At 70.0% G+C, this 26,918-nt stretch carries 26 protein-coding genes; 1 reads left to right on the top strand and 25 read right to left on the bottom strand.

Features of this window, described 5'->3' with window-relative positions:
• Positions 1-35: 35 nt before the first annotated feature.
• From mftG to mftA, 9 genes are all read right to left on the bottom strand, one after another.
• Positions 36-1,538: a mycofactocin dehydrogenase MftG gene (mftG, locus tag BMZ18_RS10405; protein WP_068361438.1), complete on the bottom strand. Its 1,503-nt coding sequence runs from the start codon at positions 1,536-1,538 to the stop codon at positions 36-38.
• 5 nt (positions 1,539-1,543) lie between these two features.
• Entirely contained in the window at positions 1,544-2,950 is a 1,407-nt protein-coding gene (gene mftF, locus BMZ18_RS10400; RefSeq protein ID WP_068361441.1) for a mycofactocin biosynthesis glycosyltransferase MftF, read from the bottom strand.
• 68 nt (positions 2,951-3,018) lie between these two features.
• On the bottom strand, positions 3,019-3,708 hold the full coding sequence (gene mftE, locus BMZ18_RS10395; RefSeq protein WP_068361444.1) for a mycofactocin biosynthesis peptidyl-dipeptidase MftE: 690 nt from the start codon (positions 3,706-3,708) through the stop codon (positions 3,019-3,021).
• Positions 3,705-4,457 carry a GTP pyrophosphokinase gene (locus tag BMZ18_RS10390; RefSeq protein ID WP_082894928.1) on the bottom strand — a complete coding sequence of 251 codons (753 nt, stop codon included), beginning with the start codon at positions 4,455-4,457 and terminating at the stop codon, positions 3,705-3,707. The genes mftE and BMZ18_RS10390 overlap by 4 nt, the downstream gene beginning before the upstream one ends.
• Positions 4,454-4,972, bottom strand: a complete 519-nt coding sequence (locus BMZ18_RS10385; protein ID WP_082894929.1) for a GNAT family N-acetyltransferase — start codon at positions 4,970-4,972, stop codon at positions 4,454-4,456. Before BMZ18_RS10385 ends, BMZ18_RS10390 begins: the two co-directional genes overlap by 4 nt.
• Before the next feature lie 25 nt (positions 4,973-4,997).
• Entirely contained in the window at positions 4,998-6,233 is a 1,236-nt protein-coding gene (mftD, locus tag BMZ18_RS10380; RefSeq protein WP_068361447.1) for a pre-mycofactocin synthase MftD, read from the bottom strand.
• Complete coding sequence (mftC, locus tag BMZ18_RS10375) at positions 6,230-7,510, bottom strand: mycofactocin radical SAM maturase (RefSeq protein ID WP_074922142.1); 1,281 nt, start codon at positions 7,508-7,510, stop codon at positions 6,230-6,232. Before mftC ends, mftD begins: the two co-directional genes overlap by 4 nt.
• Positions 7,507-7,848, bottom strand: a complete 342-nt coding sequence (gene mftB, locus BMZ18_RS10370) for a mycofactocin biosynthesis chaperone MftB (protein WP_068099571.1) — start codon at positions 7,846-7,848, stop codon at positions 7,507-7,509. Before mftB ends, mftC begins: the two co-directional genes overlap by 4 nt.
• Entirely contained in the window at positions 7,848-7,958 is a 111-nt protein-coding gene (gene mftA, locus BMZ18_RS10365) for a mycofactocin precursor MftA (RefSeq protein WP_068099570.1), read from the bottom strand. Before mftA ends, mftB begins: the two co-directional genes overlap by 1 nt.
• 214 nt (positions 7,959-8,172) lie before the next feature.
• Here mftA and mftM point away from each other — a divergent pair, with 214 nt between their 5' ends.
• Entirely contained in the window at positions 8,173-9,012 is an 840-nt protein-coding gene (gene mftM / locus BMZ18_RS10360; protein ID WP_068361452.1) for a mycofactocin oligosaccharide methyltransferase MftM, read from the top strand.
• A 19-nt stretch (positions 9,013-9,031) separates the two neighbouring features.
• Here mftM and BMZ18_RS10355 read toward each other — a convergent pair whose 3' ends face one another.
• The 16 genes from BMZ18_RS10355 to BMZ18_RS10280 form a co-directional block, all read right to left on the bottom strand.
• Positions 9,032-10,894, bottom strand: a complete 1,863-nt coding sequence (locus BMZ18_RS10355; protein WP_074922141.1) for a DUF222 domain-containing protein — start codon at positions 10,892-10,894, stop codon at positions 9,032-9,034.
• Positions 10,895-10,955: 61 nt separating this feature from the next.
• Positions 10,956-11,588 (bottom strand): MadR family response regulator transcription factor, encoded by a 633-nt coding sequence (locus tag BMZ18_RS10350; RefSeq protein ID WP_068099566.1) that lies wholly within the window; start codon positions 11,586-11,588, stop codon positions 10,956-10,958.
• Between the two features lie 13 nt (positions 11,589-11,601).
• Positions 11,602-12,900, bottom strand: coding sequence for a MadS family sensor histidine kinase (locus BMZ18_RS10345; RefSeq protein WP_068360820.1), 1,299 nt, complete (start codon positions 12,898-12,900; stop codon positions 11,602-11,604).
• A 34-nt stretch (positions 12,901-12,934) separates the two neighbouring features.
• Positions 12,935-14,158: an iron-containing alcohol dehydrogenase gene (locus BMZ18_RS10340; protein WP_082894884.1), complete on the bottom strand. Its 1,224-nt coding sequence runs from the start codon at positions 14,156-14,158 to the stop codon at positions 12,935-12,937.
• A gap of 56 nt (positions 14,159-14,214) precedes the next feature.
• Positions 14,215-15,726 (bottom strand): MadC family VWA domain-containing protein, encoded by a 1,512-nt coding sequence (gene madC / locus BMZ18_RS10335; RefSeq protein ID WP_068360814.1) that lies wholly within the window; start codon positions 15,724-15,726, stop codon positions 14,215-14,217.
• Entirely contained in the window at positions 15,723-16,760 is a 1,038-nt protein-coding gene (locus tag BMZ18_RS10330; protein WP_068360812.1) for a MadB family AAA-type ATPase, read from the bottom strand. The genes madC and BMZ18_RS10330 overlap by 4 nt, the downstream gene beginning before the upstream one ends.
• Positions 16,761-16,774: 14 nt before the next feature.
• Complete coding sequence (mdo, locus tag BMZ18_RS10325; protein WP_068360811.1) at positions 16,775-18,052, bottom strand: NDMA-dependent methanol dehydrogenase; 1,278 nt, start codon at positions 18,050-18,052, stop codon at positions 16,775-16,777.
• A gap of 121 nt (positions 18,053-18,173) precedes the next feature.
• Positions 18,174-19,448, bottom strand: coding sequence for an MFS transporter (locus BMZ18_RS10320; protein ID WP_244516483.1), 1,275 nt, complete (start codon positions 19,446-19,448; stop codon positions 18,174-18,176).
• A 124-nt stretch (positions 19,449-19,572) separates the two neighbouring features.
• A complete protein-coding gene (locus BMZ18_RS10315; protein WP_068360808.1) occupies positions 19,573-20,367 on the bottom strand; it encodes a glutamate racemase in 795 nt (264 codons plus the stop codon).
• A 116-nt stretch (positions 20,368-20,483) separates the two neighbouring features.
• Positions 20,484-21,674 carry an elongation factor Tu gene (gene tuf / locus BMZ18_RS10310; protein ID WP_068099559.1) on the bottom strand — a complete coding sequence of 397 codons (1,191 nt, stop codon included), beginning with the start codon at positions 21,672-21,674 and terminating at the stop codon, positions 20,484-20,486.
• Positions 21,675-21,779: 105 nt separating this feature from the next.
• A complete protein-coding gene (gene fusA / locus BMZ18_RS10305) occupies positions 21,780-23,882 on the bottom strand; it encodes an elongation factor G (protein WP_068099558.1) in 2,103 nt (700 codons plus the stop codon).
• Between the two features lie 96 nt (positions 23,883-23,978).
• On the bottom strand, positions 23,979-24,449 hold the full coding sequence (gene rpsG, locus BMZ18_RS10300) for a 30S ribosomal protein S7 (protein ID WP_027504615.1): 471 nt from the start codon (positions 24,447-24,449) through the stop codon (positions 23,979-23,981).
• Position 24,450: 1 nt separating this feature from the next.
• Entirely contained in the window at positions 24,451-24,825 is a 375-nt protein-coding gene (gene rpsL, locus BMZ18_RS10295) for a 30S ribosomal protein S12 (RefSeq protein ID WP_068099557.1), read from the bottom strand.
• Between the two features lie 324 nt (positions 24,826-25,149).
• A complete protein-coding gene (locus tag BMZ18_RS10290; protein WP_068360832.1) occupies positions 25,150-25,692 on the bottom strand; it encodes a DUF3558 domain-containing protein in 543 nt (180 codons plus the stop codon).
• 26 nt (positions 25,693-25,718) lie between these two features.
• Positions 25,719-26,246 (bottom strand): DUF3558 domain-containing protein, encoded by a 528-nt coding sequence (locus BMZ18_RS10285; RefSeq protein ID WP_068099556.1) that lies wholly within the window; start codon positions 26,244-26,246, stop codon positions 25,719-25,721.
• A 54-nt stretch (positions 26,247-26,300) separates the two neighbouring features.
• The gene (locus BMZ18_RS10280) at positions 26,301-26,915 is read right to left on the bottom strand and encodes a TetR/AcrR family transcriptional regulator (RefSeq protein WP_068360805.1); all 615 of its coding nucleotides are present in this window, start codon (positions 26,913-26,915) and stop codon (positions 26,301-26,303) included.
• Positions 26,916-26,918: the final 3 nt, after the last annotated feature.

The following is a 26,918-nucleotide window of genomic DNA, read 5'->3' as shown; positions in this document are numbered from 1 at the left end:
GTCCCCCCTACTGTAACTCAGCTCACAATGCCGATTCATCGCTCTCGTCGAACGGCAGCCGACCGGTCGGCCTCGGCGACCAGCATCTCCGTCGCCCGATGGGCGGCCATGATCACCGTGGCGTGAGGCCCGCGCGTCGGGACCGCAGGGAACATCGACGCGTCCACCACGGCCAGTCCCGACACCCCCAACACCCGGCAGGACGAGTCGACGACCGCCAACGGGTCGTCGTCCGCTCCCATCCGCGCACTGCCGACGGTGTGCAGTGCGGCCCCCGGAAGCAGTGAGTCGCCGGGGTCGGTGGTCACGTGGTCGACGACCTCGGCCATCTCCGGCCGACCGAGCAGATCGCGCGCCAGCGCCACCCCGTCGTGCAGTGCCCGTCGGTCGGCGTCGGCGACGGGATGCTCGACGCGCGGCGCGGAGAACGGGTCGGCGGACACCGGGACGACGGACCCGAGGGGTTCGGCGACCATCGCCGCCACTCCGATCACGGGATCGCCGGGCGGAACTCCCTCGATCAGTCGGTCGAACGACGTGGAATAGCACCGTAATTCGACCGGCCCCGCCTCCAGCACCACCTCCAGGGGGGTTCGCCAGGTCTCGGCGACCCGACGAGGGCGGTACGCTTCCGCCACCTCCGGTGGCCGATAGGCGACCGCCACCTCCGGTGGCCGATAGGCGACCGCCACCTCTGGGTGATCGCCGACGCCGGTTCCCACTCCGGGGCGGTCGAGAATGACGTCGATCCCAATGCGACGCAACGTCTCTCGCGGGCCGATGCCGGAGTGCATCAACAGGGCGGCGGTCCGCACCGTGCCGGCGGCGAGGATCACGCGGTCCGCGCCAACCGCGAACTCGCCGTGCGCATCCCGACCCGACACCCCGACGACGCGACCCGCGACCACGTCCACCCGCGCCACCAGCGCCTCGCCGCGCACCTCGACGAGACCGGCGACGGGCGCCAGGAACGCCTCCGCGGCGGACACCCGCCGACCACCGGCGACGTTCGACGGGACCGCGCCCACCCCGTCGCCGGCATCCGTCGCGTTCAGATCGTCGAGGTCCCGGTGACCGGCGGCCGTCGCGGCCCGACGGAACGCCTCCGCCACCGGGGCGACGACGGCACGCGAGACCGGCATCGGCCCGTCCGTTCCGTGCCCGGGGCGGTCGCCCAGGTCGAGGTCGGTCTCGATGCGGCGGAACCCCTCGGCGACGACGTCGGCCGACCACCGATCCTGCGGCCACCGCGCGAAGTCGGCGAGCGGGGCGCGAACGAAGTACGCGCCGTTCACCGCACCGGACCCGCCGAGCACCCGGCCGCGAGTCCCGACGACGTCGCGAACGCCGTCCACCCGCGTCGTGATCGGGTCGACGTATCGGGACGACGGCCCGATCGGAAGACGACGCGCGTCGGAGAGCATCGCGGTGGAACCGGGCCCCGCTTCGAGCAGCATCACCGACGCGCCGGCGCGGGCGAACCCCGCTGCGGCAACGCATCCCGCGCTTCCGCCGCCGACCACGACGACGTCCGGCACGCGAACTACCCGACGAGCTTGGGCATCAGGGGGCGGTGGTCTCGCTCGGTCACCGCGCCGAGCCAGAGTCCGGTGCCGTAGGCGACGTCGTCGAGACGCTTGTAGGTCACGTAGGACACCGGGCCCAGTCCCCCGGGCTCACGATGGGACGCCCAGTCGCGCAGACCCTCCGCGAGCGCGATCGCCACGGCGAGACGCCGGATGCGTCGGGAGAGAAGGATGGCGAGCAGGGTGATCGGCCAGTAGTGGCGCACCACCGCGGACGCCAGCTGCCAGGCGCCGCCGACGAATCCGCGCGCCGCGAAGACCGCGGCCAGGCGGGTGGGGTGATCGAGATCGGCGAACACCCGTCGCAGCCGACCGATGGTCACGGCCATGGTGATCACGGCGCCGAGCAGGCCGGTTCGGGTGCCCGTGGCCGTCAACAGCAATGCCGCGAGGGTGGGGACGGACATCACGACCGGGGGCACCTTGCCCTCGTGTCGAGCAGCCAGGGACACCGCACCCGTACCGTAGAAGAGCTTGCGCGCGAACCACTCTCGCAGTGTCACGCGGTGATCGTGGGCCACCCGCGCCACCGGCTCGTACCGCAACCGCCACCCCGCGTCCTGCAGGCGCCAGCACAGATCGACGTCTTCGGCGACGTGCATGTCGGGATCGAATCCGCCGCACTCGTGCACGGCCCGTCGGCGCACCACGACGGCGGCGCTCGGCACGTAGGACACGGGACCACCGGCACGAACCGGTCCCTCCCGCCGGCCGAGGTCGAGCGAGGACCGGGCATGCTCGTAGCGAGCGAGCGCGCTGCCCTCCGGTTCGAGCGCGACGATGCGCGGCGCCACCAGCCCCACCGACGGGTCGGAGAAATGGCTCAGCACCACCTCGAGCCACCCCTTCCGGGGCACCACGTCGGAGTCGAGGAACGCCACGAAATCGGTGCCGGCCGCGCCCAGTCCCGTGTTGCGGGCCGCGGCCGGGCCGCGGGCCGACTCGTGCCGCACCACGGTGACCGACGGTGCAGCCGGATCGTCGCCGAACCCGGCGGGCACCTCGATCGGCACCGAGGACCCGTCGTCGACCACGACGACGCGCAGTCCCCGCAGCGACTTCAGCAGCCGGTGGAGCCCGTCACGGTTGTCCTTGACCGGCACCACCACCGTGACGTCGGCGGCGGAGGGGACGGACATCGGGCGAGGATTGGCGACACCGGAGTCGAGGAGGCGACGGGCGACGACGGCGGAATCGGGATCGCTCACCCGCAGGAATCCGTCGCCGATCATCGCCGCGGCCTCGGGTGCCAAGGTCACCATGCGCGGCGGCGATCCGCCGATCAGAACGCGACCACCGGACAGCGAGCGCACCCTCGGGTCGATCCGGACGCCGAATCCGTCGGGTAGTCGACCGTCACGCATCGGGTCATCGTAAGCAACCGGATCGGGATTTGTCATAGCTCCCTCGACATCGGGAGCCGTGATCGGAATCAGCGCAGCACGGCGCGGTCGTCGGGTGTCCACCGATCGACGGACACTCGGAAGCGGTGCCGCAGATCGGTGAGAAGGCGCTCACCCTCCGCGGCGTTCGCGCCCGTCGGATCGCCCAGGACACCGGTGGGCGAGACACCCGCCACCCCCTCGACTCTCAAGCGGTCCATGAGGTTCGACACCGGATCCGTCACCCCCGCTTCGGCCGCGTCGACCCGGACCGACCGCGGATCGAGGTGCAGGAGCAGCGAGGTCTCGGTCCGGCCGGCGTGCGCGTCGGCGCCCGGGACCGCGCACGGAAACCACGCGGCGTCGCGCCCCTCGTGGCGCAGCAGTGTCACGGCGTCGCGCAGCGCGCTGCCGTTGCCGCCGTGGCCGTTCACGAACACCACCCGCTCGGCCCACCGGAACGCCGACCGTCCGTACTCGACCACGAGGGAGGTGAGCACGTCGAGTCCGATCGACACCGTGCCCCGAAACCCTTCGTGCTCTCCGCTGGCGCCGTAGGTGATCGCGGGGGCCACCAGACCGCCTCCCACCGTCTCCGTGACGGCCTCGGCGACCGCCGCCGCGATGCGGGTGTCGGTGTCGAGCGGCAGGTGCGGGCCGTGCTGTTCCACCGATCCGACGGGCACTGCGACGGTTCCGCCGGGCACGTCCGTCCAGACCCGCTCGCCGAGCGAGGTCACCGCCCGCCGTCCCCGAGCAGCGATCGCAGGAAGACGCCCTCGAGGGCTCCGATGTCCACGGTGTCCGTCCGCGGCGTCCGCTCGGCGTCGAGCGCCGTCACCTCCGTGTGCAGACGCTCCATGGTGACGTCCAGGCGGTACGCGGCGATCGCGGCATCGCGCAGCTCGGTCCGCAGCCGAGTCGGAACCTCGCCGTCGTACTTGTAGAAGATCTTGTGCTCCAGGCTGGCCCAGAAGTCCATCGCCATCGTGCGGATCTGCACCTCGACGGGGACCCGCTGCACACGATCGGACAGCGAGACCGGAATCTCCACCGTGAGGTGAAGACTGCGGTAGCCGTTGGGTTTCGGGTTCGCGATGTAGTCCTCGTAGTCGACCACCCGCACGTCGTCCCGCCCGACGAGCATGTCCTTCACGGTGTAGGTGTCGGCGACGAAGCTGCAGTTGATGCGCACGCCGGCGATGTCGAAGATGTTCTCGCGGACTCCGTCGAAGGTCAGCGGGACGTTCTTGCGCACGGCCTTCTGCACCAACGATTCCGGCGTCTTCAGCCGGGACGAGACGTGTTCGATGGGGTTGTAGCTGTGCAGGTGGGCGAACTCGTCGCGGAGGATGTTGATCTTGGTCAGCAACTCGTCGAGCCCGAAGCGGTACGACATCATGAACCGGGTGAAAGCGTCCCGGAGTTCGCGCGGGTCGGCGGGCAGGGGCGAGTCGAATCGCGGGTCCTCCTGCCCCTGCTCCGTCATGCCTGCGGCTCTGTCATGCCGGGCCGCTCCGCGTCCAGCGGCTTGCTCATCCGGACGGCCGTGACGTCGTAGCCCAGCGACTCGTACAGTCGCCGCGCCGCCGTGTTGAAGCCGAAGACGTTCAGGCCCAACGACGTTGCTCCGTGCTCGCGCACCAGGTCCTCGGCGAGCTCCATGGCACGTCGACCGAACCCGCGGCCGCGGTACTCCTCGGCGATCTCGACGTTCCACACCCACCACTCGTCGGTGCGTCCGATGCTCTGCGGCCCGACCCACAGCGACCCGACGACGGCCTCGTCCCACACGACGTCGCGCACCAGGTGGTCGGGGGCGGGTTCGCCGTGTGCGAACCACGCGGCATAGGTCTGCTCGGCCTCGTCCGTGGCGCGGTCCACCGGTTCGCCCGCTCTGATGCGGTCGGCGCGGTAGTCCGCCTTGCCCGCCTCGATCCAGGCAGGCAGGCGATCCGCGTCCATGGGGGCGAGGCGGACGACGGGCCCGGTGCGATCGGTCACCGGCCCATCGTCTCACCCCGCCCCGCTAAGGCATCGCGACGGCGGTCAGGGTTCGCGCCGGATCGACACCGAGGGTGCGCGTGAACCCGTCCGGGACGACGACGTCGGCCGGCGACAGATCGTGGACCGACGCCTTGCCGAGTCCGAGCAGGGTCGAGTCCATACCCATGCGCAGCACGTCGAGGACGTTCTCGACGCCGGCCTGCCCGCCCGCGGCGAGACCCCACAGGTAGGCGCGCCCGATCATCACCGCGCGCGCACCGAGCGCGACGGCCTTGACGACGTCGCTGCCTCGCCGGATCCCGCCGTCGAGCAGCACCTCGATCTCGTCGCCGACGGCGTCGGCGATCGCGGGCAGCATCCTGATCGCGGCCGGCGTGCCGTCGAGATTGTTGCCACCGTGGTTGGACACCGAGATCGCGGAGAACCCGGCATCGACGGCACGTTTCGCGTCGTCGACGCGGGAGATGCCCTTGAGCACGAACGGCCCGTCCCACTGACGTCGCAACCAGGCGATGTCCTCCCACGTCGGCGGCGGCGTCTGCTGCCACATACCGTAGGCGCCGAAGAACGTCGGCGTCTGCGGCGCACCCGGCGGAACGATGTTGGGCGTCGTCAGATCGGGGATGCGGCCGCTGCGTGCGAAATCGAGCAACCACGCCGGGCGACGCAAACCCTCGGGCGCGAACTTCACCATCGCGGCGAGGTTCATCCGCTCCGGAATCGCGGGGCTGCCCCAATCCCGACCGTAGGAGAAGGACCAGTCCAGCGTCAGGATCACCCCGACGGCGCCGGCGGCGCGGGCACGATCGAGGCGCGCGACCATGTCGGCGCGACTGCCCAACCAGTAGACCTGGAACAACGTCTGACCGTGGACGGCGGTGACGTCCTCGATCGGCTTCGAGGCGAACGACGACAGTCCCATGGGAACGCCGCGAGCCGCGGCGGCACGGGCGACGGCCACCTCGCCGTCCGGGTGCACCGCCTGCACCCCCGTCGGCGAGATGATCACCGGCATCGAGAGCTGTTGTCCCAGAACCGTGGTCGCGAGATCGCGGGTCGCGGCGTGGTCCGCGACGCGGGGGGCGAAGCCCAACTCGCCGAACGCGCTCTGGTTGTCGTCGTAGGACGTGCCACGTTCGGACCCGGCGATCAGCGCCGAGTAGACCGACGGGGGCAGCCGCTTCTTCGCCCGCCGCTGGGCCTCCGCCACGGTCTCCATCCACTCGGGCCGAGCCCAGGGAGATCGGATTCGCTTCATCGGGAACGCTCCTCTCGCGACAGCCCCGCGAGGGGGTTCTCGTCGCACAGTGTTGTCGGCGGCCGGCCTCCGGCCTTCCCGAGGGCGGGGGCGCCGTCCCGACGCGTCAACAGCGTCAGCGGGACGGAGGCTCGGGGGGTCGATCGCTTCCCGCTGCGGGAATGGTCGACGGACGACTTCGGTATCTCGCCGCGATCGGCGGCGAGCGCGGATTCGCCGTAGCCCTGCACGCATTCGGGATCCGGGCCGTCCAGCGGGAGCCCGGTGAAGAACTTCGCCGCCATGCACCCGCCGCGGCACGCGTCGAAGTGGGCGCAGGAGCTGCACGCGCCACCGGTCTGCGGGGATCGCAGGTCCCGGAACAGCGCCGAGTTCTGCCAGACGGCCTGGAAGCCGCCGAGGGTGTCGGTGGCGTCGCGCAGGACGTTGCCGGCGAGGAACTGCTCGTGGATGGCGAACGGGCAGGCGTAGACGTCGCCGATCGGGTCGATCAGGCACACCACTCTGCCTGCGCCGCACAGGTTCAGGCCCGGCAGGGCGCCGCCGAACGCGGACAGGTGGAAGAACGAGTCCCCGGTGAGCACGCCCTCCCCGTTGGCGACCAGCCAGTCGTAGAGTTCGCGTTGCTGCGCCGCGGTGGGATGCAGGTCGTCCCAGACGTCGGCGCCGCGGCCCGACGGGCGCAGGCGAGTGATCCGCAGGGTGGCGTCGTACGTGTCGGCGAGGGCCTTGAAGTCGTCGAGCTGGGCGACGTTGTGGCGGGTGACGACGACGGAGATCTTCGCGTCCCGGAAGCCCGCGTCCTTCAGATTGCGCAGTGCCCGGACCGCCATGTCGAACGAGCCCGGCCCGCGGACCGCGTCGTTGACCTCGGCGGTGGCGCCGTCGAGCGAGATCTGGACGTCGACGTAGTCGGACGCGGCAAGGCGCGCGGCGACGGTCTCGTCGATCCGCACGCCGTTGGTGGAGAACTTCACGCCCACCTGGTGGTCGGTGGCGTAGTCGACGAGTTCCCAGAAGTCGGAGCGGACGGTGGGTTCGCCGCCGCCGATGTTGACGTAGAAGACCTGCATGCGCTGCAACTCGTCGATGACGGCCTTGCACTGCTCCGTCGACAGTTCACGCGGATCGCGCCGGCCGGAGGACGACAGGCAGTGCACGCACGAGAGGTTGCAGGCGTAGGTCAGCTCCCACGTCAGGCAGATGGGGGCATCGAGTCCCAGTTCGAACCGGTCGATCAGTCGGCCCACGGGTTGCGGGGCTGTCGGGGCTGTCATGCGAGGTCCTCCTTGGGTGAGACCTGAAGCACCGAGTCCTGCTGCGCCGGAACGATCATCGACGACTCGGCGAGCGCGGTCAGAGCGTGTAGATACTGCGGAACGGCGTCGTCCGGCACCGCCGCCGCGGACAGTGCCGACCTCACATCGGGGTGCTCGGGCAGTGACCGCACGACCGCCAGCACGCCGCGGGTCTTGAGGAAGGACAGCCGCCGGGTGCCGAAGTGGTACAGCAGCGCCCCGAACGGCTCCGGGCGCACGGCCACCTGAGGGGCAAGTTGCCACCGACCTGTCAGCAGACTCCCTGCGGGGGCCGTCGGGGACGCTGCGGCGGTCATCAGTACACGCCGCACATGCCGTCGATGGACACGTCCTCGACCAGCGACTCCTGGACCAACGGACGGGCGGTGTCGTCCTCGGTGGTGGCGACGGTGTTCTTCTCGGTCATGGGACTTCCTCTCGGACGGACGGAGGGGACGGTCGAGTGCGTCCCGTGGTCGACGACGCTAGGCCCGTCGCGGCCCGCCTCGCGGCGGTCCGCGGTGAAGCGAACCCGGTGCGGCAGTGCAGAACCGCCCGATCGGGTAGGTGGCTCACCGGCGCACCCGAGGGTTCGCGCGCATCCGGCCCGGCCGGCCTCGTCAGCGACCTACGCTCGGCGCATGCCGACCCTCGCCCCGTTCGACTCCCTCGCCCCCGGCACGCCGGGAGTGTGGTCCCACGGCACGGTCACGGTGATGCGGGAGTCGGGGGTGCCTGGTGCGGTGTCGGTGACGGTACGACGGGTGGGTGGCCGGCTGGTGGTCACCCATACCTTGCCTGCCGACCGATTGCGTGAGTCGCTCGTGGCGGAGGTGACCGCGCGGGTCGCGGAGGTCGGCGCCGGGCAAGACGAGTTCGAGGCCGTCATGGTCGGCCTGGTGCGCTCGACCGTGGACGATCCGATCGACGCCTGGGCAACCTACTACCGACAGTCCCTGCGCGACCTCCTCGACGGGACGGCCGACTTCGCGCCCGTGCACGAGGTGGCCGAATCACTCGTCGAGGGAACGGTTCTGGACCTGGGGTCCTGCTTCGGCTTCTTTCCGCTGCGACTCGCCGCCCGCGGTGTCCCGGTGATCGCCACCGACCTCCACGCCGGCACGATGCGGCTGCTCGACGCGATGCGAGCACCCCTCGGCATCGACGTCGAGACGCTCGTCTGCGATGCAGCGGACGTCCCCGTGCCCGACGACGCCGTCGACACCGTGACCGCGCTGCACCTGCTCGAGCACGTCGACGCCGACCTCGGCGACCGCATCGTCGCCGAAGCGCTGCGCGTCGCCCGACGCCGCGTCGTGATCGCGGTGCCGTACGAGGACGAGGCACAGGCATGCCACGGTCACGTTCGAGTCTTCGACGCGGACGCCGTCACCGCGCTCGCCGCCCGCTCCGGACGGCCGTACGAGGTGTTCTCCCACCATGGCGGGTGGGCGGTACTGGACGCTGCGTCGCCTGGATGACCACGCGGCGCCACCCCGGTCAGTACGGGGGTGGTGCGTCGTCGGGTTCGGGTGGTCGGATCCCGTTCAGGTTGTTGCGGAGTCGGTTTCGGTTGCGTTCCTGTCGTCGTCGGGCGTGTTTCTGCTCGGTGCGTGGGGCGGGTCGGGTGGGTTCGGTGCCGTCCGGTGCCGGGGTGCGCGGTGTGGGTGACGTGATGCTGCCGGTGGCGGGTGGGTCGCCGAAGACGATCATGTCGAGGCCGGGGTGGGTGTCGAACCCGGTGTACGCCGGGCCGAGGACGGTGCGTCCTTCGGGGATGGTGACCGTGCGGATGATCCGGCCGGGGTGGTCGGGGTCGTCGTACTGGTCGTCGACGAAGTCACCGAACGTCTTCAGCAGGTGGTGGAACCGGCATTTCGCGCCGAGTCCGGTCGCGCTGGTGCGCCCACCCCGCTCGGGATGGGCGTGGTCGTATTCGGTGATGTGGTCGAGGTCGCCGTCCCAGGCGGGCTTGCTGCAGCCGGGCCAGGTGCAGTACCGGTCGCGGGCGCGGATGTAGGTGTCCAGTGCCGCGGACGGCCGGTAGGGGTCGGCCGGCTGGGTCGCCGGGAGTGGAGTGTCGGTGCCGTCGCCCAACGGGCGAACCAGGGTGTCGGGGTCGTGGGCGAGGTCGCGGACGTGGGCTCCGGAGATGATGCCGAGTCCGGCGACGTACCCGACGCCGTCGATCAGGTCGGGCTCGGGCTCCGCCGCAGCCTCGTCGACCGCAGCGTCCTCGTCGACCGCAGACTCGTCGGTTGCGACCGCTTCCGCAGCAACGTCCTGGGCCAAGACCGCCTCCGCCGCAACGGCATCGGCCGCAACGGTATAAGCCGTAGTCTCCTCGGCCACGACCTTTCCGATCGGAGTCTCCTCGGGCGCGACCTCATCGACGGCGACCCCGTCGGTGACGGCCCGGTCCGCAGCGGCGGAGTTCGCGGCCGCGGTGGTGGTCGCGGGGACGGGGCCGGTGAGGGTGGTGGTGTCGGTGACCACGTGGATCACGATCCGCGCCGCGGTCGCCGCCACCTCGTCCGCATCGACGACCTGGAAGGCGCACTCGGGGCGGGCGCAGTCGCACCCGAACGGGGCGTGCTTGACCAACGCGAACAACGCATCCGATGCCCGCGCACCCGTGCTGCGACTGTCGTGCTTGCACACCTGCGCGGCGAGTCGTTCGACGACGCGGGCGACGATGGCGGCGCGTTCGGCGGACATCGTCGCCCCCACGGTCGCCATGCCGTCGAGACCGACCTCGGTGAAGAAGCACCGCCCTTTCAGTGCTTCCTCGCGGCGTTCGCGGACGGCGTCGGGATCACGGCGGTAGACCATCTGGTCGCACAGGTCCCGCACCCGCGCTGTCGACCACGACCCCGGCTTCCGCAGTGCGGCGGCGATGTCGGCGTCCACCTGCTCCTGGTACGGGCGACCGTGAATGAGTTCGGTGCGCGAGACGATGGTGCGGATGAAAGTCGGGGAGACCACCCCGTCGCGCAGGCACTCGAACACCCGCGGGAGCCGGTCGCGGAGGGCGACGGCGTTGTCGAGGAGTCGTTCGGCGACGTACTGCGACACCGACAGGGCGGTGGCGATGCGGGCGGCGCACTGGGCGTACGCATCGACCGCCCGCTCGTCGCGGTCCTCCTCGGGCACGACGAGTTCGGTGTGCAGGGCGGCGGCGTGCTGGTAGCGGCGCCACTCGAGGTACCCCGCCCCCGCAGCGAGGTCGGCCAGGGCGTCGAGATGCCCACCCACGGGCAGGTCGAACGACGGAGGCAGGCCCAGCGCAATGTGATCGCGCTCGGGCCACGGCACACCGCCCACCTGCGCCGCGCTCACCGCGACGACCCCCCGATCGCTCATGTGTTCGATTATAGAGACCCCCACCGACATCCACCACGACAACGACCGGAAACCGGGACGGCTAGATCAAGCCGCCCTTCCCGGCGAGGTGCACGGCCTCCGCGCGCCGGGTCGCACCCAGCTTGCGCATGATGTTGCTGACGTGGAACTTCACGGTGGTGGCGGAGATGAACAGCTCCGACCCGATGGCGCTGTTGGACAGTCCGGTCGCCAGCAACCTCAACACCTCGAGTTCCCGCTCGGACAGCGAATCCTCGCGCACCCCCGTGCCGTTGAGCGATCGCACCACGGCCGAGGCGCTCCGCGCGTCGAACGCGGATTCGCCGCGCGCCACCGCGCGGATGGCCCGCACGAGCTCGGTGGTGTCGACGTCCTTGACCACGTATCCGCGCGCGCCGGCGTGCACGGCGTCGACCACCAGGCGTTCGTCCAGGAACGTCGTCAGCACCAGCAGGCCCATCGTCGGGTGGCGCGCCGACAGTGCGCGGCAGACGGCGAGACCCTCGTGGTCCGAGCCGGCGGACAGCTTGAGGTCGAGCAACGCCACCTCGGGCACCAACCGGTCCGCCAGGGCCAACGCCTCCCGAGCCGAGGCGGCCTCCCCGACGACCTGCAGGTCGGGTTCCCGCTCGAGCACCGACCGCAGGCCCTGCCGCAGAATGGCGTGGTCGTCGACCAGCATGATGCCCGTCATCGCCGTGCTCCCGTCATCGCTGTCCTCCCGTCGGGATGGTGGCGGCGACCTCGATACCGCCGAGCCGTGAGCGCCCGACGTCGAGGTGACCACCGAGTTCCCCTGCGCGCGTGGCCATGTTGACCAGTCCGCGGTGGGCGCCGCCGAAGTCGCCCGACTCGGCGAGACGCATGGCGGTGCGCACGGTGGCGGGGTCGCCGTCGCCGTCGTCGGACACGACGAGCGTCACCGTGCCACGCCGGTACCGCAGGTCCAGGGCGGCGTGCGACGCGTCGGAATGCACCGCCGCATTGAACAGGGCCTCGCCGGCGATCCGCAGGATCGCGTGCTCGACGTCGCCCGGCAGTTCCTCCGGTGTCCCGTCGATGTCGACGACGACCTGCAACTCGTCCGGCATGTGCACGACGCTGAGCTGATCGAGCATGTCGGGCAACGACGATCGCTCCGCGTCGCCGGCATGACCCAGCGAGTAGATGGCGGAGCGCAACTGCTCGACCGCACGGCGGGTCAGGTCCTTCGCCAGATCGAGCCGCTCGCGTCGTTCCGAATCGGGAATGTCGTTGCGACACACCTCGATCTGCATCCCTGCCGAGAGCACCGCCTGGGTCACGCTGTCGTGCAGCTCGCGCGCGATGCGATGCCGCTCCTCGTCGAGCACCTGATGCCGATGGGCCGCCCCGAGGCGACGCTGCGTGGCCTCGAGTTCGGCGTTGCGCACGGCGAGATCGGCCGCGGTCCGTCGCGCGTCCTGGAAGGTGGCCGAGTTCTGCAATGCCACTGCCGTTTGCGACGCCAGGATGCTGAGCACGGCGCCGTCGGTCGCGTCCAACGTGCGCCGCGGATCGGTCCACGCGGCGAGCGCACCGACGGCGCCGTCGACGGACTCGATCGGCACGAACGCGTAATGCGGTTCGATCACCTGCTCCGCGGCGAAGCGGGCGCTGCGGACGTCCTCGAGGCACGCAAGCACGTCGTCGGGCAACGGCGGGCCCTCCACCTCGCCCACCAGGAACGGGCTCGCGTCCGGTCCGAGGACCAGTCGACGAGGCCCGGTGCCCGGCAACGACGCGTCGGTCAGCGCGACCACCACCCAGCGAGCGTTCAGATGCGCCCGTGCTGCTTCGGCGACCGCGCAGATCAGCGTCTCCGGGCCCTCCACGGTGCGGGTCAGCGCACGGGAGACGAGATCGAGGGCGTGCACGACGCGTTCGAGCCGTTCCGCGGCGCCCCGATACTGCGGGTAGTACGTGCTTTTCGACGATCTGAGCCCGGTGAGCAGGGACAGATCGGTGACGGGCTCGGGACCGGTCACAGCGCCGCAGGCCTCACCGAACGCAGCGCCGGTCTCACAACGCCTGCCGGAACAACGCCGCGACGTCGGCGTGGGTGACCGGACGCGGATTGGTCGCCATGCACGCGTCCCGCAGCGCGAAGCCGGCGAGACGGTCGACGTCTTCCTCGCGGACGCCGATGGTTCCGAGCGACCGCGGCACACCGACCTGCCGGGCCAACGTCTCCACCCGATCGGCGACCGCCAGCGCCGCCTCGCGCGCACTCCCCCTCGCCTCGTCGAGACCGAGTTGCCGCGCCACCGGAACGTAGGGCGACCCGTCCGCGTCGGCGTTGAACCGGATCACGTGCGGCAACAGGATCCCGTTGATGACACCGTGCGGCAGGTCCAACAGACCGCCGACCTGGTGGGACATGGCATGAGCCGCACCGAGAATCGCGTTGGTGAAGGCCAATCCGCCCTCCAGGCTGGCCTGGGCCATGACGGTGCGCATGGGCAGCGAGGTGGGATCGTCGATGGTGCGCGCGAGCGTGCCGATCACCAACGTGACCGCCCGAAGAGCGTGGTCGTCGGTGAGAGGGTTGTGCGCCAATGAGACGAACGCTTCGATCCCGTGCGTGAGCGCGTCGAGACCGGTTGCAGCACTGAGCCATTCCGGCATCGTGGTGAGCAACCGCGGGTCGATCACCGTGATGTCGGGCACCAGCGAGCGACCGAGGATCGTGATCTTGGTGCCGCGGCCGGTGTCGGTGACGATGCAGAACTGGGAGACGTCCGCACCGGTTCCGGCGGTGGTGGGCACCATGACGAGCGGGGGAATGGGCGCGGCCACCCGGTCCACACCCTCGTAGTCGAGAATGCGCCCGTCGTTCGCCGCAAGGATCGCCACGCCCTTGGCCGCGTCCATCACGCTGCCGCCCCCGACCGCGACGAGGACGTCGCAGCCGCGGTCGCGGTAGACGTCGACGCCCGCCTCGATCTCGTGGTCCTTGGGATTCGGCGTCGGCTCGGACCACACGACGGGATCGAGCCCCGCCGACCGTAGATCCCGCGCGATCTCGTCCACCCATCCCGTCTCGACCAGCCCGGCGTCGGTGACCAGGAACGGCCGCCGGCCGCCCAGCCGCGCCACGGCGTGCGCGACCTCCCCCGTCGACCCGACTCCGAACACGATCTCCGGCGCGTGGAACTTGACCACCCGACCCGCGCCGTCGCCCGTCACGCGGGAGAGCGAGGTCGCCGGGGTCGGGCCGGTGGAGACGTCCGTCGTGCCGAGCATGTGATCCAGCTTACGTCCGGAGGGTCCGGTTTCCCCTGCCCGATCGGGCAGGTCGATCACCGCAGCGCGGATCCCAGATCGGCCGCCCGCTCCACCAACCGGCGGGCGTCGCAGGCCACCACCACACCGTCGCAGACCTGCGCGTACTCCTCCATCGAACACGTCGCCTGCGACCAGTACCGCTCGGCCTCCGGCGTGATCCACGCCAGCCGGTGCGTGCGCCGGGCGATGGTCTCGAGGTCGCGGACACCGGACGGCAGACCGTTGCACCGACCGTCCCCGACGATCACCACCGAGGTCCGGGACGTCACCGCGGACCCGTGGTGCGCGAGCACGTCGGCGAAGACGCGTCCGTAGTCGCTCGACGCCTCGAGGTCGAGTTCCGGCGCGGCGAGCACCGCGGCCAGGGCGTCGTCGCCGGTGCTGCTCGCGAGCACGTCGGTGACGTCGACGGGCCGATCGACGAAGGCGAGCACCGTGCACCGGGACACGCGGTGGCGCAGAGACTGCGCGAGGCGCAGCGCGAACGCCGTGATCGGCCGGACCGACAGCGACACGTCCGCCAGCACGAGCAGCCTGACCTGCTCCGGGACCGGGGTCCGCGAGATCAGACGGAACGGCACCCCGTCGGTCCGCATGCCCGCCCGCACCGTCCGCCGCAGTTCGAGTCGACCCGCGCCGTGCTCGCGGGGACGCGGCCGAGGCGCACCCCGCATGCGCCGCACCACCTCGCGAGACGCCGCGACGACGTCCGCCCGGTCGGTGGACGCCCCCGGCTCTCCTGCCGACGAGGGAGCGTCGACGTCCGGCTGAGCGACCGCGTCGACGAACGCCTCCACCGCCGCCGCCAGCCGATCGAGTTGCGCGCGCGTGAGTTCCTCGCCGAGTGCGGCGTCGCCGTACACCGTCGACGGGTCGTAGGCGTTCAGCCACCCCAGGATCCCCGCCGGGTCGTCCCACCGCAGCACGCCGTGCGCGACCACGGCGTCCGACGACGCGAGCTCACCGACGGTCGCGCTGTCGCCCCGATCGACCTCCACCGTGTACGTCACGCCCCGCCGGCCGGATTCGGCGTCGGTGTCCACGGAGACCTCGGAGTCGGCGCCCGTGAGCGACAGATCGTCGTCGTCCTTGTGCGGGTTGAATCCCTTCTCCTTCTCGGGGGTGTCGAAGAAGTCCCCGACGTCGGCGGCCCGCTCGTTGTAGTCGGCGTAGCGGCCGACGTCGGCGTGGTCCCCCGCCACCTCCAGCGACGTCGGCAACCCGTCCGCGGTGACCGCACCGGACGGCGGCCGGGCATCGGCGTCGACGAGCGTGACTGCTGGGGCGAACATCTCGTCGAAGGCTCGATCGAACGCCGCACGCTCGTGGGAGTACTTCGCGCACGTCGCCCGGAGGGCCCACCGGAGCGCGCCGAGATCACGCGCGCCGAGCAACCCCAGCACCCGCCGGACCTCGATCACCTCGGCCGGTGACGCCGCGACCCCGTGGCGCCGCAGCACCCGTCCGAAGCCGGCGGCGACCACGTCGAGCACGACGGCGGGCGCCGGGGCGGCGGAGTGGGTCACGACCGTCCGCCCCGTCCCCGGAACGCGGCCGTCGTCGAATTCGGCGGCGCACTCGCGATGCTCGGCACCACCGTCCGCTCCGGTGCCGGGGGCGCTGCGGGCGCAGTCGCTCGCGCCCGCACCAGCTCGGTGTCCGAGGCGTACTTCAGCAGGACCGAGTACAGGATCTCGCGGGTCGCCGCCGAGGCGGTGTCGCCGAGAAGCATCGCCGCGCGGGCCGCATCGATCACCTCGGACACCGAGGGCGCCTTCCGCAGCGGCAGATCACGCAGCGACCGCGCCAGATCCACCACGTCGGCGACGACGCCCTCCTCCACGTCGGGTGCGCGGGACGACACGATCTCGCGCTCGATCTCCGCCGTCGGGAAGTCGACGGTCAGATGCAGACACCGCCGCTTCAGAGCACCCGACAGTTCCCGAGTGTCGTTGGACGTCAACACGACCCACGGGGCCGTGCGCGCGGTGAAGGTGCCCACCTCCGGTACCGTCACCTGCTTCTCGGCCAACACCTCGAGCAGCAGCGCCTCCATCGACTCCTCGGTGCGGTCCACCTCGTCGACCAGCAGCACCACCGGGTCCTCGGACAGGATCGCGTCGAGCAGAGGTCGCGGGGCGAGGAACGCCTCCGAGTACAACCCGAAGTCCACGTTCGCCAGCATCGCCGACGCCGTGGCCAGGTCCGGCGCCGACGCGAGCTCGGCGCTCGTACGGTCCCGCAGCATCTGCACGTGCAGCAACTGCCGCGCGTAGTCCCACTCGTACAGCGCGCGGTTGTCGTCGAGGCCCTCGTAGCACTGCAACCGCACCAGTCGTCGTCCACCCGCCTCCGCGAGCGCCTTCGCCAGTTCCGTCTTGCCGACGCCGGCCGGACCCTCGAGCAGCAGCGGGCGGTCGAGCGCGATCGCGAGGCGCACCACCGTGGCGAGTTCGTCGCTCGCGACGTAGCCCGTCGTCGCCAGCGCCTCCCGCACGCCCGCCGTCGTCGTGAGATCCGCGCTCTCCCGCTGCCGCGCGAAGGATCCGACCGTCGTCATTTCGTGGCCTCCGATCAGCGCCCGTAGGCGGAGTTGATGGCGTGATCGACGACCGGGATCATCGAATCCACCGTCACCTCACGGGGATTGCCCGGGGTGCACCAGTCGTCCTGGATGTGCTCGGAGATCGCCAGCACCGTCTTCTCGTCCCCGGTGATCACCTCGCCCCGGCCGGTGTACTTGCCGGTGTTCATCCGGTTCTTGTCGTAGAGCCGGGTGGTGACCTGCGAGAAGTTGTCGGGGATGCCGACGTCCTGCGACAGCCGGATCGCCGCCTCCACGGCGGCGTCCGCCGCCTGCACCGTGGTCATGTTCCGCGTGTCGACGCCCATCGCGCCGGCCAGCTGGGCGTACCGCTCGTAGCGGGACGGCAGGTTGTACTCCCACACCCGCGGCAGGGCGATGGCGTTGTTGAGTCCGTGGTGGCTGTCGAAGAACGCACTGACAGCGTGCGAGATCGAGTGCACGATGCCGAGACCGCCGGAGTTGAAGGCCTGTCCGGCGATGTACTGCGCGTTCATCATTCCCTCGCGGGCCTTCAGATTGCGCGGCTCGTAGACGGCCTCACGGAGGTTCTTCGCCACCAGCTCCACCGAGTACAGCGCATTGCCCAGAGACGGCGCGAAGTCGAGACGCGAGACGAACGGCTCGCTGCCGTGGGCGAGAACGTCGAATCCGCAGTACGCCGTGAAGTGCTGGGGGCAGGTGTAGTACAGCAGCGGATCGTCGATCGCGACGGTGACGATCGACGCCTCGTCGAACGCCACCCACTTGTGCGGCTTGTCCATGTCGGAGGTGTCGGTGATGACGTAGGCCCACGACGTCTCGGAACCCGTTCCCGCCGTGGTGGACACGGCGATGTGGGGCGGGTTCTGCTTGTTGGTGGACTTGGCGAAGCCCTCGAACTCGTTGATGTTGCGACCGTCGTGAGCGATGACCACGCGGGCGCCCTTCGCGGCGTCGTGGCTCGAGCCGCCGCCGACGGAGATGATGCTGTCGCACTTCTCCTTCTGGTACAGCGCGGCGGCGTCCATGACGTTGTAGTCCTTGGGGTTCGACTCCACCTTGTCGAAGAGCACCACTTCGACACCCTGGTACTCGATCTTGCCGATGAGCTCCTCGATGATGCCGGACCCGCGGAGTCCGGTGGTCACCAGCAGGGCGCGCTTGAACCCCAGGTTCTTCGCCTCCACCCCGATGATGTCGTGGGCGCCCACACCCATCAGGGCGCGGGGGAACGGGTGGAACTCCTTGATGGGGAAGTCCCAGATCTGGTTCAACTCGATGGCCATCGGAGGTCTCCTCGGGGGTCGGCAGTCGGTGTGACTGCCATCACCCTGCGTGCTGCGCGAGACCGCGAGAAGCGTTACGCCGCAGAACCGTCCGGTGGCCGACCCGCTCCTGCCCGATCGGTCAGGCGGGCTGCCTGTCCGGACCGAGCGGGCGAACGTCCCGACCGGCCCGCCGGGCGGACACCCGCGTCGCCACCACCGATCCGAGAGCGCACGCGATGACGTACCCGCCGTACACCGTCGCGGTCACCGACAACCCGACCACCCCCACGACGAACCCTGCGATCACGGCCGGGAGGCCGAACGCGAGGTAGCTCAGCACGTACGTCGTCGAGAAGACGCCCGCGCGATCGTCGGGAGGCGCGATCGCGCCGATCACCCGCATCGCGCCGAGAAACGCGGCACCCCAGCCGAGTCCGGACACGGCGGTCCCGGCGAAGTAGACGGCCGCGGTCCCCGTGGCGAGGCCCGCCAGGTCGAGGCCGACCCCGACCACGAGCACGAGCGCGCCGACGGCCATCACCCGACGACCCCGCGCCGCGTCGGTCACCAGGCGCGACGCCACTGCGGCACCCGCTGCCCCGGCCGTGAACAGGGTGAAGATGTCGAGTCCCGCCGCGACGGCGCCGGTCAGCCCGAACTCCGACCGCATGATCGACGGCCCCAGGGAGAGATGGAATCCGCCGAGCGACCACGTGGCCACCAACGACGGCATGACCACCCAGAAGGCCGACCGGATGGACGCGGGCAACGACACCGTCGGGGTCAGACTCCGGCGGAGGTGTCGCCAGTCGGTGAAGCCCGCGGCGACGGCGGACTCGGGCACGGCGACCATCGCGCCTGCCAGTGCGAGCAGCGCCGCGATCAGCAGGACGTACACCGTCGTGGTCGGCCAGGGCGCGAACTGCACCAGCAGACCCGCCCCCATGCCGCCGCCGGCGAGTCCGATCGCGGGAGCCAGGCTGTTCACCAACGGACCGCTGCGTGGCGTCGGCGAGAGGTCGGTGATCGCCGCCGTCAACGCGCCGGTGGCAGCACCGGCCGCGACGCCCTGCAGGACCCGAGCCGCGATCAACCACCCCACCCCGTCGGCGACCGCGAACACGATCAGGGACACCACCAGCAGACCGATCGAGGCGAACACCACCGGCTTGCGCCCGATGTGGTCGGACAGCCCACCGACCACCAGCAGCGACACGAGCAGCGCCAGCGCGTACACGGCGAACACGACCGTCAGGACCGACGCGCCGAACCCCCACTCCTCCCGGTACAGCGGGTAGAGCGGCGACGGCGCACTGCTCGACGCCATGATGGTGAAGTACACGACGGCGACGATGCGAAAGGCCGCACCCCGCGACAGGCGGTCGGTCCGGGAGTCGGATTCGAGGGTCGTCACGTGCGGTGTCAGCGCCGGACGACTCGACATCATTCCCTGTCCGAAGGACATGTCCGATTCTCGGTTGGACCGGTCCGGGCGCGGGTAGGACGAACGATGCGTTCCGGACGATCCACCCGGAGTATCAGCGCAGGGCGGTCCGCTGCGCGCTGAGCGGGTCCGCTCCGGCGTCGGCGAGCACCCGGCCCGCCTCGAACGAGAGCGCCTGCGGCGGGAGAGAACCGGAGCGCCCGGAGAGGACGACGGACAGAGCACCGGCACCCGGCGGCACCCCCACGGCGTCGACCTGCCGGAGTGTCTGCGCCGCCACGGCATCGGCACTGTCGTACATGCGGACCGCGGGCGGCAGGGACGCCATGATCTCGTCGGCGACCAGGGGGTAGTGCGTACAACCCAGAACGATCGCCTCGGTGTGGGCGGGGGTGCGCTCTGCGGCCGACGCGATCGCGGCCGAGACGGCGTCGGTGTCACCGCGATCGATGGCGTCGGCGAGGCCGTGGCAGGCGACCGCCGTGACGTCGGCGTCCGCAGCGAACTGCTGGACCAGCGCGGCCTGGTACGACGACGCGGTGGTGGCGGCCGTGGCCCACACCGCGATGGTGCGACAATCCCGCGCGGCCGGCTTGATCGCGGGCACCGTGCCCACCACCGGCACCGACGGACCGAGGGCCGAGCGCGTCTCGGCGAGCGCGACGACACTGGCCGTGTTGCACGGCAGCACCACGACGGCGGCGCCCCCGTCCACGGCCCGCCGAGCGGTGTCGACGACGCGTCGGACGGTCCACTCCACGGGCTTCGGGCCCCACGGAGCGCCGTCGGGATCCAGGTGGAGCTGCAGGTCGAGATCGGGCCGCGCACGACGCAGCCGAGCGGCGGTCGGCAGGGAGCCGAGGCCGGAGTCGATCAGCGCGACGGTCACGGTGGGTCAGTCTACCGGCGCGCAGGTCGGCCGCCTCGCACCCCGACCAGCACCGGAAACGCCGAACGGCGCCCACCCCGAAGGGTGAGCGCCGCAGGCGAAGTGAGACGGGTGTCTTACTTGATGATCTTCGTGACGCGACCGGCGCCGACGGTACGACCACCCTCACGGATGGCGAACCGCAGGCCCTCGTCCATGGCGACCGGCTGGATCAGCACGACGGACATCTCGGTGTTGTCACCGGGCATGACCATCTCGGTGCCCTCGGGGAGGGTCACGACGCCCGTCACGTCCGTGGTACGGAAGTAGAACTGCGGGCGGTAGTTGTTGAAGAACGGGGTGTGGCGACCGCCCTCGTCCTTCGACAGGATGTACGCCTGGCCCTCGAACTCCGTGTGGGGAGTGGTGGTGCCGGGCTTGACGACGACCTGTCCACGCTCGACGTCCTCGCGCTTGATGCCGCGGACGAGGAGGCCGACGTTGTCGCCCGCCTGGCCCGAGTCGAGCAGCTTGCGGAACATCTCGATGCCGGTGACGGTGGTCTTCGTGGACTTCTCGCGGATGCCGACGATCTCGACGTCCTCGTTCACGTTGATCTGGCCACGCTCGACACGACCGGTGACGACGGTGCCGCGGCCGGTGATGGTGAAGACGTCCTCGACGGGCATGAGGAACGGCTTGTCGGTCTCGCGGACCGGGTCCGGGATGGAGTCGTCGACGGCCTGCATGAGCTCGGCGACCGACTCGGCCCACTTCTCGTCACCCTCGAGGGCCTTGAGAGCGGAGACCTTGACGACGGGGGCCTCCTCGTCGAACTCCTGCGCAGCGAGGAGCTCGCGGACCTCCATCTCGACGAGCTCGATGATCTCGTCGTCGTCCACCATGTCGGCCTTGTTCAGGGCGACGAGGATGTAGGGCACGCCGACCTGGCGGGCGAGCAGCACGTGCTCACGCGTCTGGGGCATCGGGCCGTCGGTGGCGGCCACGACCAGGATCGCACCGTCCATCTGAGCCGCGCCGGTGATCATGTTCTTGATGTAGTCGGCGTGACCCGGAGCATCGACGTGCGCGTAGTGGCGCTTCTCCGTCTGGTACTCGACGTGGGAGATGTTGATCGTGATACCACGAGCCTTCTCCTCGGGAGCCTTGTCGATCTGATCGAAGGCAAAGCTCTCGTTCAGGTCGGGGTACTTGTCGTGCAGAACCTTGGTGATCGCTGCGGTCAGCGTCGTCTTGCCGTGGTCAACGTGACCGATGGTCCCGATGTTGACGTGCGGCTTCGTCCGCTCGAACTTCGCCTTCGCCACTGTGTGTCCTCCTGGACTGTCGATGTCTGCGGTGTGCAGTCTTTTACGGTAGGTGGTGCCGGGACCGGCCGAGACGGCCGGTCCCTTCGGTCCTGCGTTCGGAGACTATTCTCCGGTGGCCTTCGCGATGATCTCCTTCGAGACGTTCGCCGGAACCTCTGCGTAGGAGTCGAAGACCATGGAGTAGTTCGCGCGGCCCTGGGTGCGGGACCGCAGGTCACCGATGTAACCGAACATCTCCGACAGCGGAACCAGCGCCTTGACGACACGGGCACCACTGCGTTCCTCCATGGCCTGGATCTGGCCACGGCGGGAGTTCACGTCGCCGATCACGTCGCCCATGTACTCCTCGGGCGTGGTGACCTCGACGGCCATCAGCGGCTCGAGGATGACGGGGCCGGCCTTGCGGGCGGCTTCCTTCAGGGCCTGCGAACCGGCGATCTTGAACGCCATCTCCGAGGAGTCGACGTCGTGGTAAGCGCCGTCGATGAGCGTCATCTTCAGGTTCACCAGCGGGTAGCCGGCGAGCACGCCGTACTGCATGGCGTCCTGCGCACCCGCGTCGACCGACGGGATGTACTCGCGCGGAACGCGGCCACCGGTGACCTTGTTCTCGAATTCGTACGTCGCACCGTCCTCGCCGACGAACGGCTCGAGACCGATGATGACCTTCGCGAACTGGCCGGAGCCACCCGTCTGCTTCTTGTGGGTGAACTCGTGCTTCTCGACGGTCTTGGTGATCGTCTCGCGGTAGGCCACCTGCGGCTTGCCGACGTTCGCCTCGACCTTGAACTCGCGACGCATGCGGTCGACGAGGATGTCGAGGTGGAGCTCGCCCATGCCGCCGATGACGGTCTGGCCGGTCTCCTCGTCCAGCTGCACCGAGAAGGTGGGATCCTCTTCGGCGAGCTTCTGGATCGCGGTGCCCAGCTTCTCCTGGTCGGACTTGGTCTTGGGCTCGATCGAGACCTGGATGACCGGGTCCGGGAAGGTCATCGACTCCAGGATGACCTGCTGCTGCGGATCGCAGAGCGTGTCACCGGTGGTGGTGTCCTTCAGGCCGATCACGGCGTAGATGTGGCCGGCGCTGGCCGTGGCGACCGGGTTCTCCTTGTTGGAGTGCATCTGGAACAGCTTGCCCAGACGCTCCTTCTTGCCCTTGGTCGAGTTGATGACCTGCGAGCCGGAGTCGACCTTGCCCGAGTACACGCGGACGTAGGTCAGCTTGCCGAAGAACGGGTGCGTCGCGATCTTGAACGCCAGCGCGGCGAACGGCTCGTCCGAGGACGGGCGACGCGTGAGGATCTCCTCCTCGTTGTTCGGGGCGTGACCCTGCACCGACTCCACGTCCAGCGGGGACGGCAGGTAGTCGATGACGGCGTCGAGCATGGGCTGGACGCCCTTGTTCTTGAACGCCGAGCCGCACAGGATCGGGTAGAGCTCCGAGTTCACGGTGAGCTTGCGGATGGCGCCCTTGATCTCCTCGATCGAGAGCTCCTCGCCACCGAAGAACTTCTCGAGCAGCGCCTCGTCCGACTCGGCGACGGTCTCGAGTAGCTCCTGGCGGTACTGCTCGGCCTTCTCCTGCAGGTCGGCCGGGATCTCGCGGACGTCGTACTTCTCGCCCAGCTTGGTCTCGCCGGACCAGACCTTCGCGTTCATCTCGACCAGGTCGACGATGCCCTCGAAGCCGTCCTCGGCACCGATGGGGAGCTGGATGACCAGCGGCTTGGCGCCGAGGCGATCCTTGATGGTCTGAACCGTGAAGTAGAAGTCGGCGCCGAGCTTGTCCATCTTGTTCACGAAGCAGATGCGCGGCACGTCGTACTTGTCGGCCTGACGCCACACCTGCTCGGACTGGGGCTCGACGCCCTCCTTGCCGTCGAACACGGCGACGGCACCGTCGAGGACACGGAGCGACCGCTCCACCTCGACCGTGAAGTCCACGTGTCCCGGGGTGTCGATGATGTTGATCTGGTTGTCGTTCCAGAAGCACGTCGTGGCAGCAGACGTGATGGTGATGCCACGTTCCTGTTCCTGCTCCATCCAGTCCATCGTGGCTGCGCCGTCGTGGACCTCACCGATCTTGTACGAGATACCGGTGTAGAAGAGGATGCGCTCGGTAGTGGTGGTCTTACCGGCATCGATGTGGGCCATGATGCCGATGTTGCGGACCTTGTTCAGGTCGGTCAGCACGTCCTGTGCCACGAATTCATCCCGCCTTGGTGTTGGAAGAGGTAGTTCTCGGTCGGATCAACGCCCGGGCGGCGCCGGATAGTTCCGGCGCCGCCGGGCGTTACGCGATCACCAGCGGTAGTGCGCGAACGCCTTGTTGGCTTCCGCCATCTTGTGCGTGTCCTCGCGGCGCTTCACCGCGGCACCGAGGCCGTTGCTGGCGTCGAGGAGCTCGTTGGCCAGACGCTCGACCATCGTCTTCTCACGACGAGCGCGTGAGAACGAGACGAGCCAGCGCAGTGCCAGCGTGGTGGAACGGCCGGGACGAACCTCGACCGGCACCTGGTAGGTGGCACCACCGACGCGACGGCTGCGGACCTCGAGGGCCGGCTTGACGTTGTCGAGAGCGCGCTTGAGCGTCACGACGGGATCGGTGCCCGTCTTCTCGCGTGCCTGCTCGAGAGCCTGGTACACGATGCGCTCGGCGGTCGACTTCTTGCCGTCGAGGAGGATCTTGTTGACGAGCTGCGTGACCAGCGGCGATCCGTAGACCGGATCGTTGATCAGCGGCCGCTTGGGTGCAGGTCCCTTGCGAGGCATGTCAGCTCTTCTCCTTCTTCGCGCCGTAGCGGCTGCGAGCCTGCTTGCGGTTCTTCACACCCTGGGTGTCGAGCGAGCCGCGGATGATCTTGTAGCGAACACCGGGGAGGTCCTTCACACGACCGCCGCGGACGAGCACCATCGAGTGCTCCTGCAGGTTGTGACCCTCACCGGGGATGTAGGCCGTGACCTCGACCGCGCTGGTCAAGCGCACGCGCGCGACCTTGCGGAGTGCGGAGTTCGGCTTCTTGGGCGTCGTGGTGTACACGCGGGTGCACACGCCGCGACGCTGCGGTCCGCCCTTGAGGGCGGCGGTCTTCAGTTTCGCGACCTTGTCGGTGCGACCCTTGCGGACCAGCTGGTTGATCGTTGGCATGAACCGGCTTTCTTCGTGTCGAGAATCAGGGATGGAAAGCAGTTGGGACAAGGAAGCGCTGCCCCTCACCCGGTACCGTTTCCGGCACTGCCACCGCGGGTCTTCTCACCCCGCGGTCGGGTGTGTCGCATACCCCCACACGGTAGCCATTGCGCTTGCTCGGCAAAGAACATGAGCACGGCTGTACCTCGTATAGGCACACAGACGGTCCGGACGCGCCGGACACAACCCACGACGATACCCGTCGGCGCGCCTGCGGGTCAAAACGCATCCCGATCGGGTACAGGGCGGGGTCGGTCGCAAGGGGGGTCGGTTGCAGGGAGGTCAAGCGCTCAGGTTGAGCGAGAGCTGCATCAGCCGCGTCGCCGCCTCGCACGGATCCGCCGGATTGCCCGGCCGGAACTGCACCCACCACCCGATCACCCCGGAGATCGGCGACGGCGCGCTCACCCCGCACGACGCCGGATCGTCGGGCTGCCGGATCTCGATGGCCCCGCGGGAGGACACCGTCACGTCCGTGACGGTCCACCCCATCCGTTCGTTCGCCTCCCGCTCGGCGGCGAGCGAGCCCGACTCGAACCAGTCGAACGTCACCTTGACCGCGCCGGCCGGCCCCGTGACGTCCCACCGACAGATCGCGCCGAGGAAGCCCTGATCGATGGCCGTGCCGCCGACCACGTCCGCGATCTGCTCCGGGGTGACGGTGTTGCACTCCTCGAGCAGCGACTGGAACTCCTGATCGCCGGTGGTCGCGCCCACCGGGACCGGTCGGCCCTCGATGGTGGAACTGCACCCGGTGAGGAGCAGCGCCCCGGCGGCGAGCGCGGCGAACGTCGCCCGCCGTGTCAACGTCGCCCGCCGTGTCACTGCGCGCGGGGTCACTACGCGCGGAGTCACTGCGCACGCTCCGCGACGGTCTCGAGCAGCTGGCGTCCCACCACGCACGGGTCGGCGGTGGGGGTGACGTCTGCGTAGGTGACCGACAGATGGACGAAGTCCGACCCGTACTGCAGCGCGCTCTCGCAGAGCACCGGCTGCCCGAGGGCGTCCTGGTAGAGGGCCTCGAAGCCGGACCGCCCCGCGATCTCCAGGTCCGCGGCCGGCCGGCCGATCAGTTCGGACCCCGCGCGCTCGCGGCCGATCGGACTGCCGCGGTACCAGGAGAAGCTGACCGACGGTCCCGTCGGACCGGAGACTTCCCACTCGCATCCGACCGAGTTGCGGGTGACCGTCGCGAAGGCGGGCACCGCGAACGCCTGCCGGACTTCGTCGTCGGTCAACTGTCCGCAGACCCCGAAGAAGGGCCCCGGCTGTGCGGCCGCGGTGGTCGTGGTCGGCCCGGCCGCGGTGTCGGACGTGCCGCCGCACGCCGTCAACGCCGCCGCCGCTGCCAGGCCTGCAGCCCACCGCCCCGGTCTCATGCCCGGCACCCTACAAGGAACGGCCGACCCGCTCGCCCCGTCACGTCGCGCCCGTCAGGACGCGGCCGTCGGCAGCGGCAGGGACGCGTCCAGCACCGCCGCCCAGGCCTTGACGATCTCGCCGCGCCGTCGGGAATCGTCGCTGAGCACGTCGGCCAGTCCCAACCCGCGGGCGAGGTCGAGCGTGGCCTGAACCAATCGGTGGGTGCGGGGATCGGCGTCGTCGACACCGAGGTGGCGCACCGCGGTGCGGTGGGCCGCCCGGCCGAATTTGTCCTCGAGGGGCAGCACGCGCGCGCGGAGGTCGGGATCGGACGACGCCGCCGTCCACACCTGCAACGCCGCCTTGAACATCGGTCCCGTGTAGTACTCCACCAGCCGCGCGACGACGGCTTCGGTGCGCTTCGCACCGGTCGGCAGGTCGCCCTCCTCGGCCACCGCATCACCCATCCGGGTGTCGAACATGTAGTCCAGCGCCGCCGTGATCAGGTCCTCGCGGGTGGGGAAGTGATGCTGGGTGGCGCCGCGCGAGACGCCGGCCCGTTCGGCGACGTGACCGACCGTGGTGGGTCCCCATCCCTGCTCGGCGAGGGATTCGATGGTGGCCTCGAGGAGCCGCTGCCGAGTGGCCCGGCTGCGATCCTGCTTCGGCTCCCGCGGCGCGACCACGTG

It is taken from the genome of Rhodococcoides kroppenstedtii (assembly GCF_900111805.1).
Classification (GTDB): Bacteria; Actinomycetota; Actinomycetes; order Mycobacteriales; family Mycobacteriaceae; genus Rhodococcoides; species Rhodococcoides kroppenstedtii.
Note: the sequence above shows the minus strand (reverse complement) of the source record. Positions and strands in the feature narration are given on the sequence as shown.

Excerpts from the sequence above, each read along its gene's own strand:
- mftB (WP_068099571.1), bottom strand. The coding sequence starts at position 7,848 with ATGACCGCCGCAGCGTCCCCGACGGCCCCCGCAGGGAGTCTGCTGACA.
- BMZ18_RS10330 (WP_068360812.1), bottom strand. The coding sequence starts at position 16,760 with ATGACGACGGTCGGATCCTTCGCGCGGCAGCGGGAGAGCGCGGATCTC.
- mdo (WP_068360811.1), bottom strand. The coding sequence starts at position 18,052 with ATGGCCATCGAGTTGAACCAGATCTGGGACTTCCCCATCAAGGAGTTC.
- BMZ18_RS10390 (WP_082894928.1), bottom strand. The coding sequence starts at position 4,457 with ATGACGGAGCAGGGGCAGGAGGACCCGCGATTCGACTCGCCCCTGCCC.
- rpsL (WP_068099557.1), bottom strand. The coding sequence starts at position 24,825 with ATGCCAACGATCAACCAGCTGGTCCGCAAGGGTCGCACCGACAAGGTC.
- BMZ18_RS10350 (WP_068099566.1), bottom strand. The coding sequence starts at position 11,588 with ATGACGGGCATCATGCTGGTCGACGACCACGCCATTCTGCGGCAGGGC.
- BMZ18_RS10285 (WP_068099556.1), bottom strand. The coding sequence starts at position 26,246 with ATGAGACCGGGGCGGTGGGCTGCAGGCCTGGCAGCGGCGGCGGCGTTG.
- rpsG (WP_027504615.1), bottom strand. The coding sequence starts at position 24,449 with ATGCCTCGCAAGGGACCTGCACCCAAGCGGCCGCTGATCAACGATCCG.
- mftC (WP_074922142.1), bottom strand. The coding sequence starts at position 7,510 with ATGACAGCCCCGACAGCCCCGCAACCCGTGGGCCGACTGATCGACCGG.
- mftA (WP_068099570.1), bottom strand. The coding sequence starts at position 7,958 with ATGACCGAGAAGAACACCGTCGCCACCACCGAGGACGACACCGCCCGT.
- BMZ18_RS10340 (WP_082894884.1), bottom strand. The coding sequence starts at position 14,158 with ATGCTCGGCACGACGGACGTCTCCACCGGCCCGACCCCGGCGACCTCG.
- BMZ18_RS10355 (WP_074922141.1), bottom strand. The coding sequence starts at position 10,894 with ATGAGCGATCGGGGGGTCGTCGCGGTGAGCGCGGCGCAGGTGGGCGGT.
- mftM (WP_068361452.1), top strand. The coding sequence starts at position 8,173 with ATGCCGACCCTCGCCCCGTTCGACTCCCTCGCCCCCGGCACGCCGGGA.
- mftD (WP_068361447.1), bottom strand. The coding sequence starts at position 6,233 with ATGAAGCGAATCCGATCTCCCTGGGCTCGGCCCGAGTGGATGGAGACC.
- mftF (WP_068361441.1), bottom strand. The coding sequence starts at position 2,950 with ATGCGTGACGGTCGACTACCCGACGGATTCGGCGTCCGGATCGACCCG.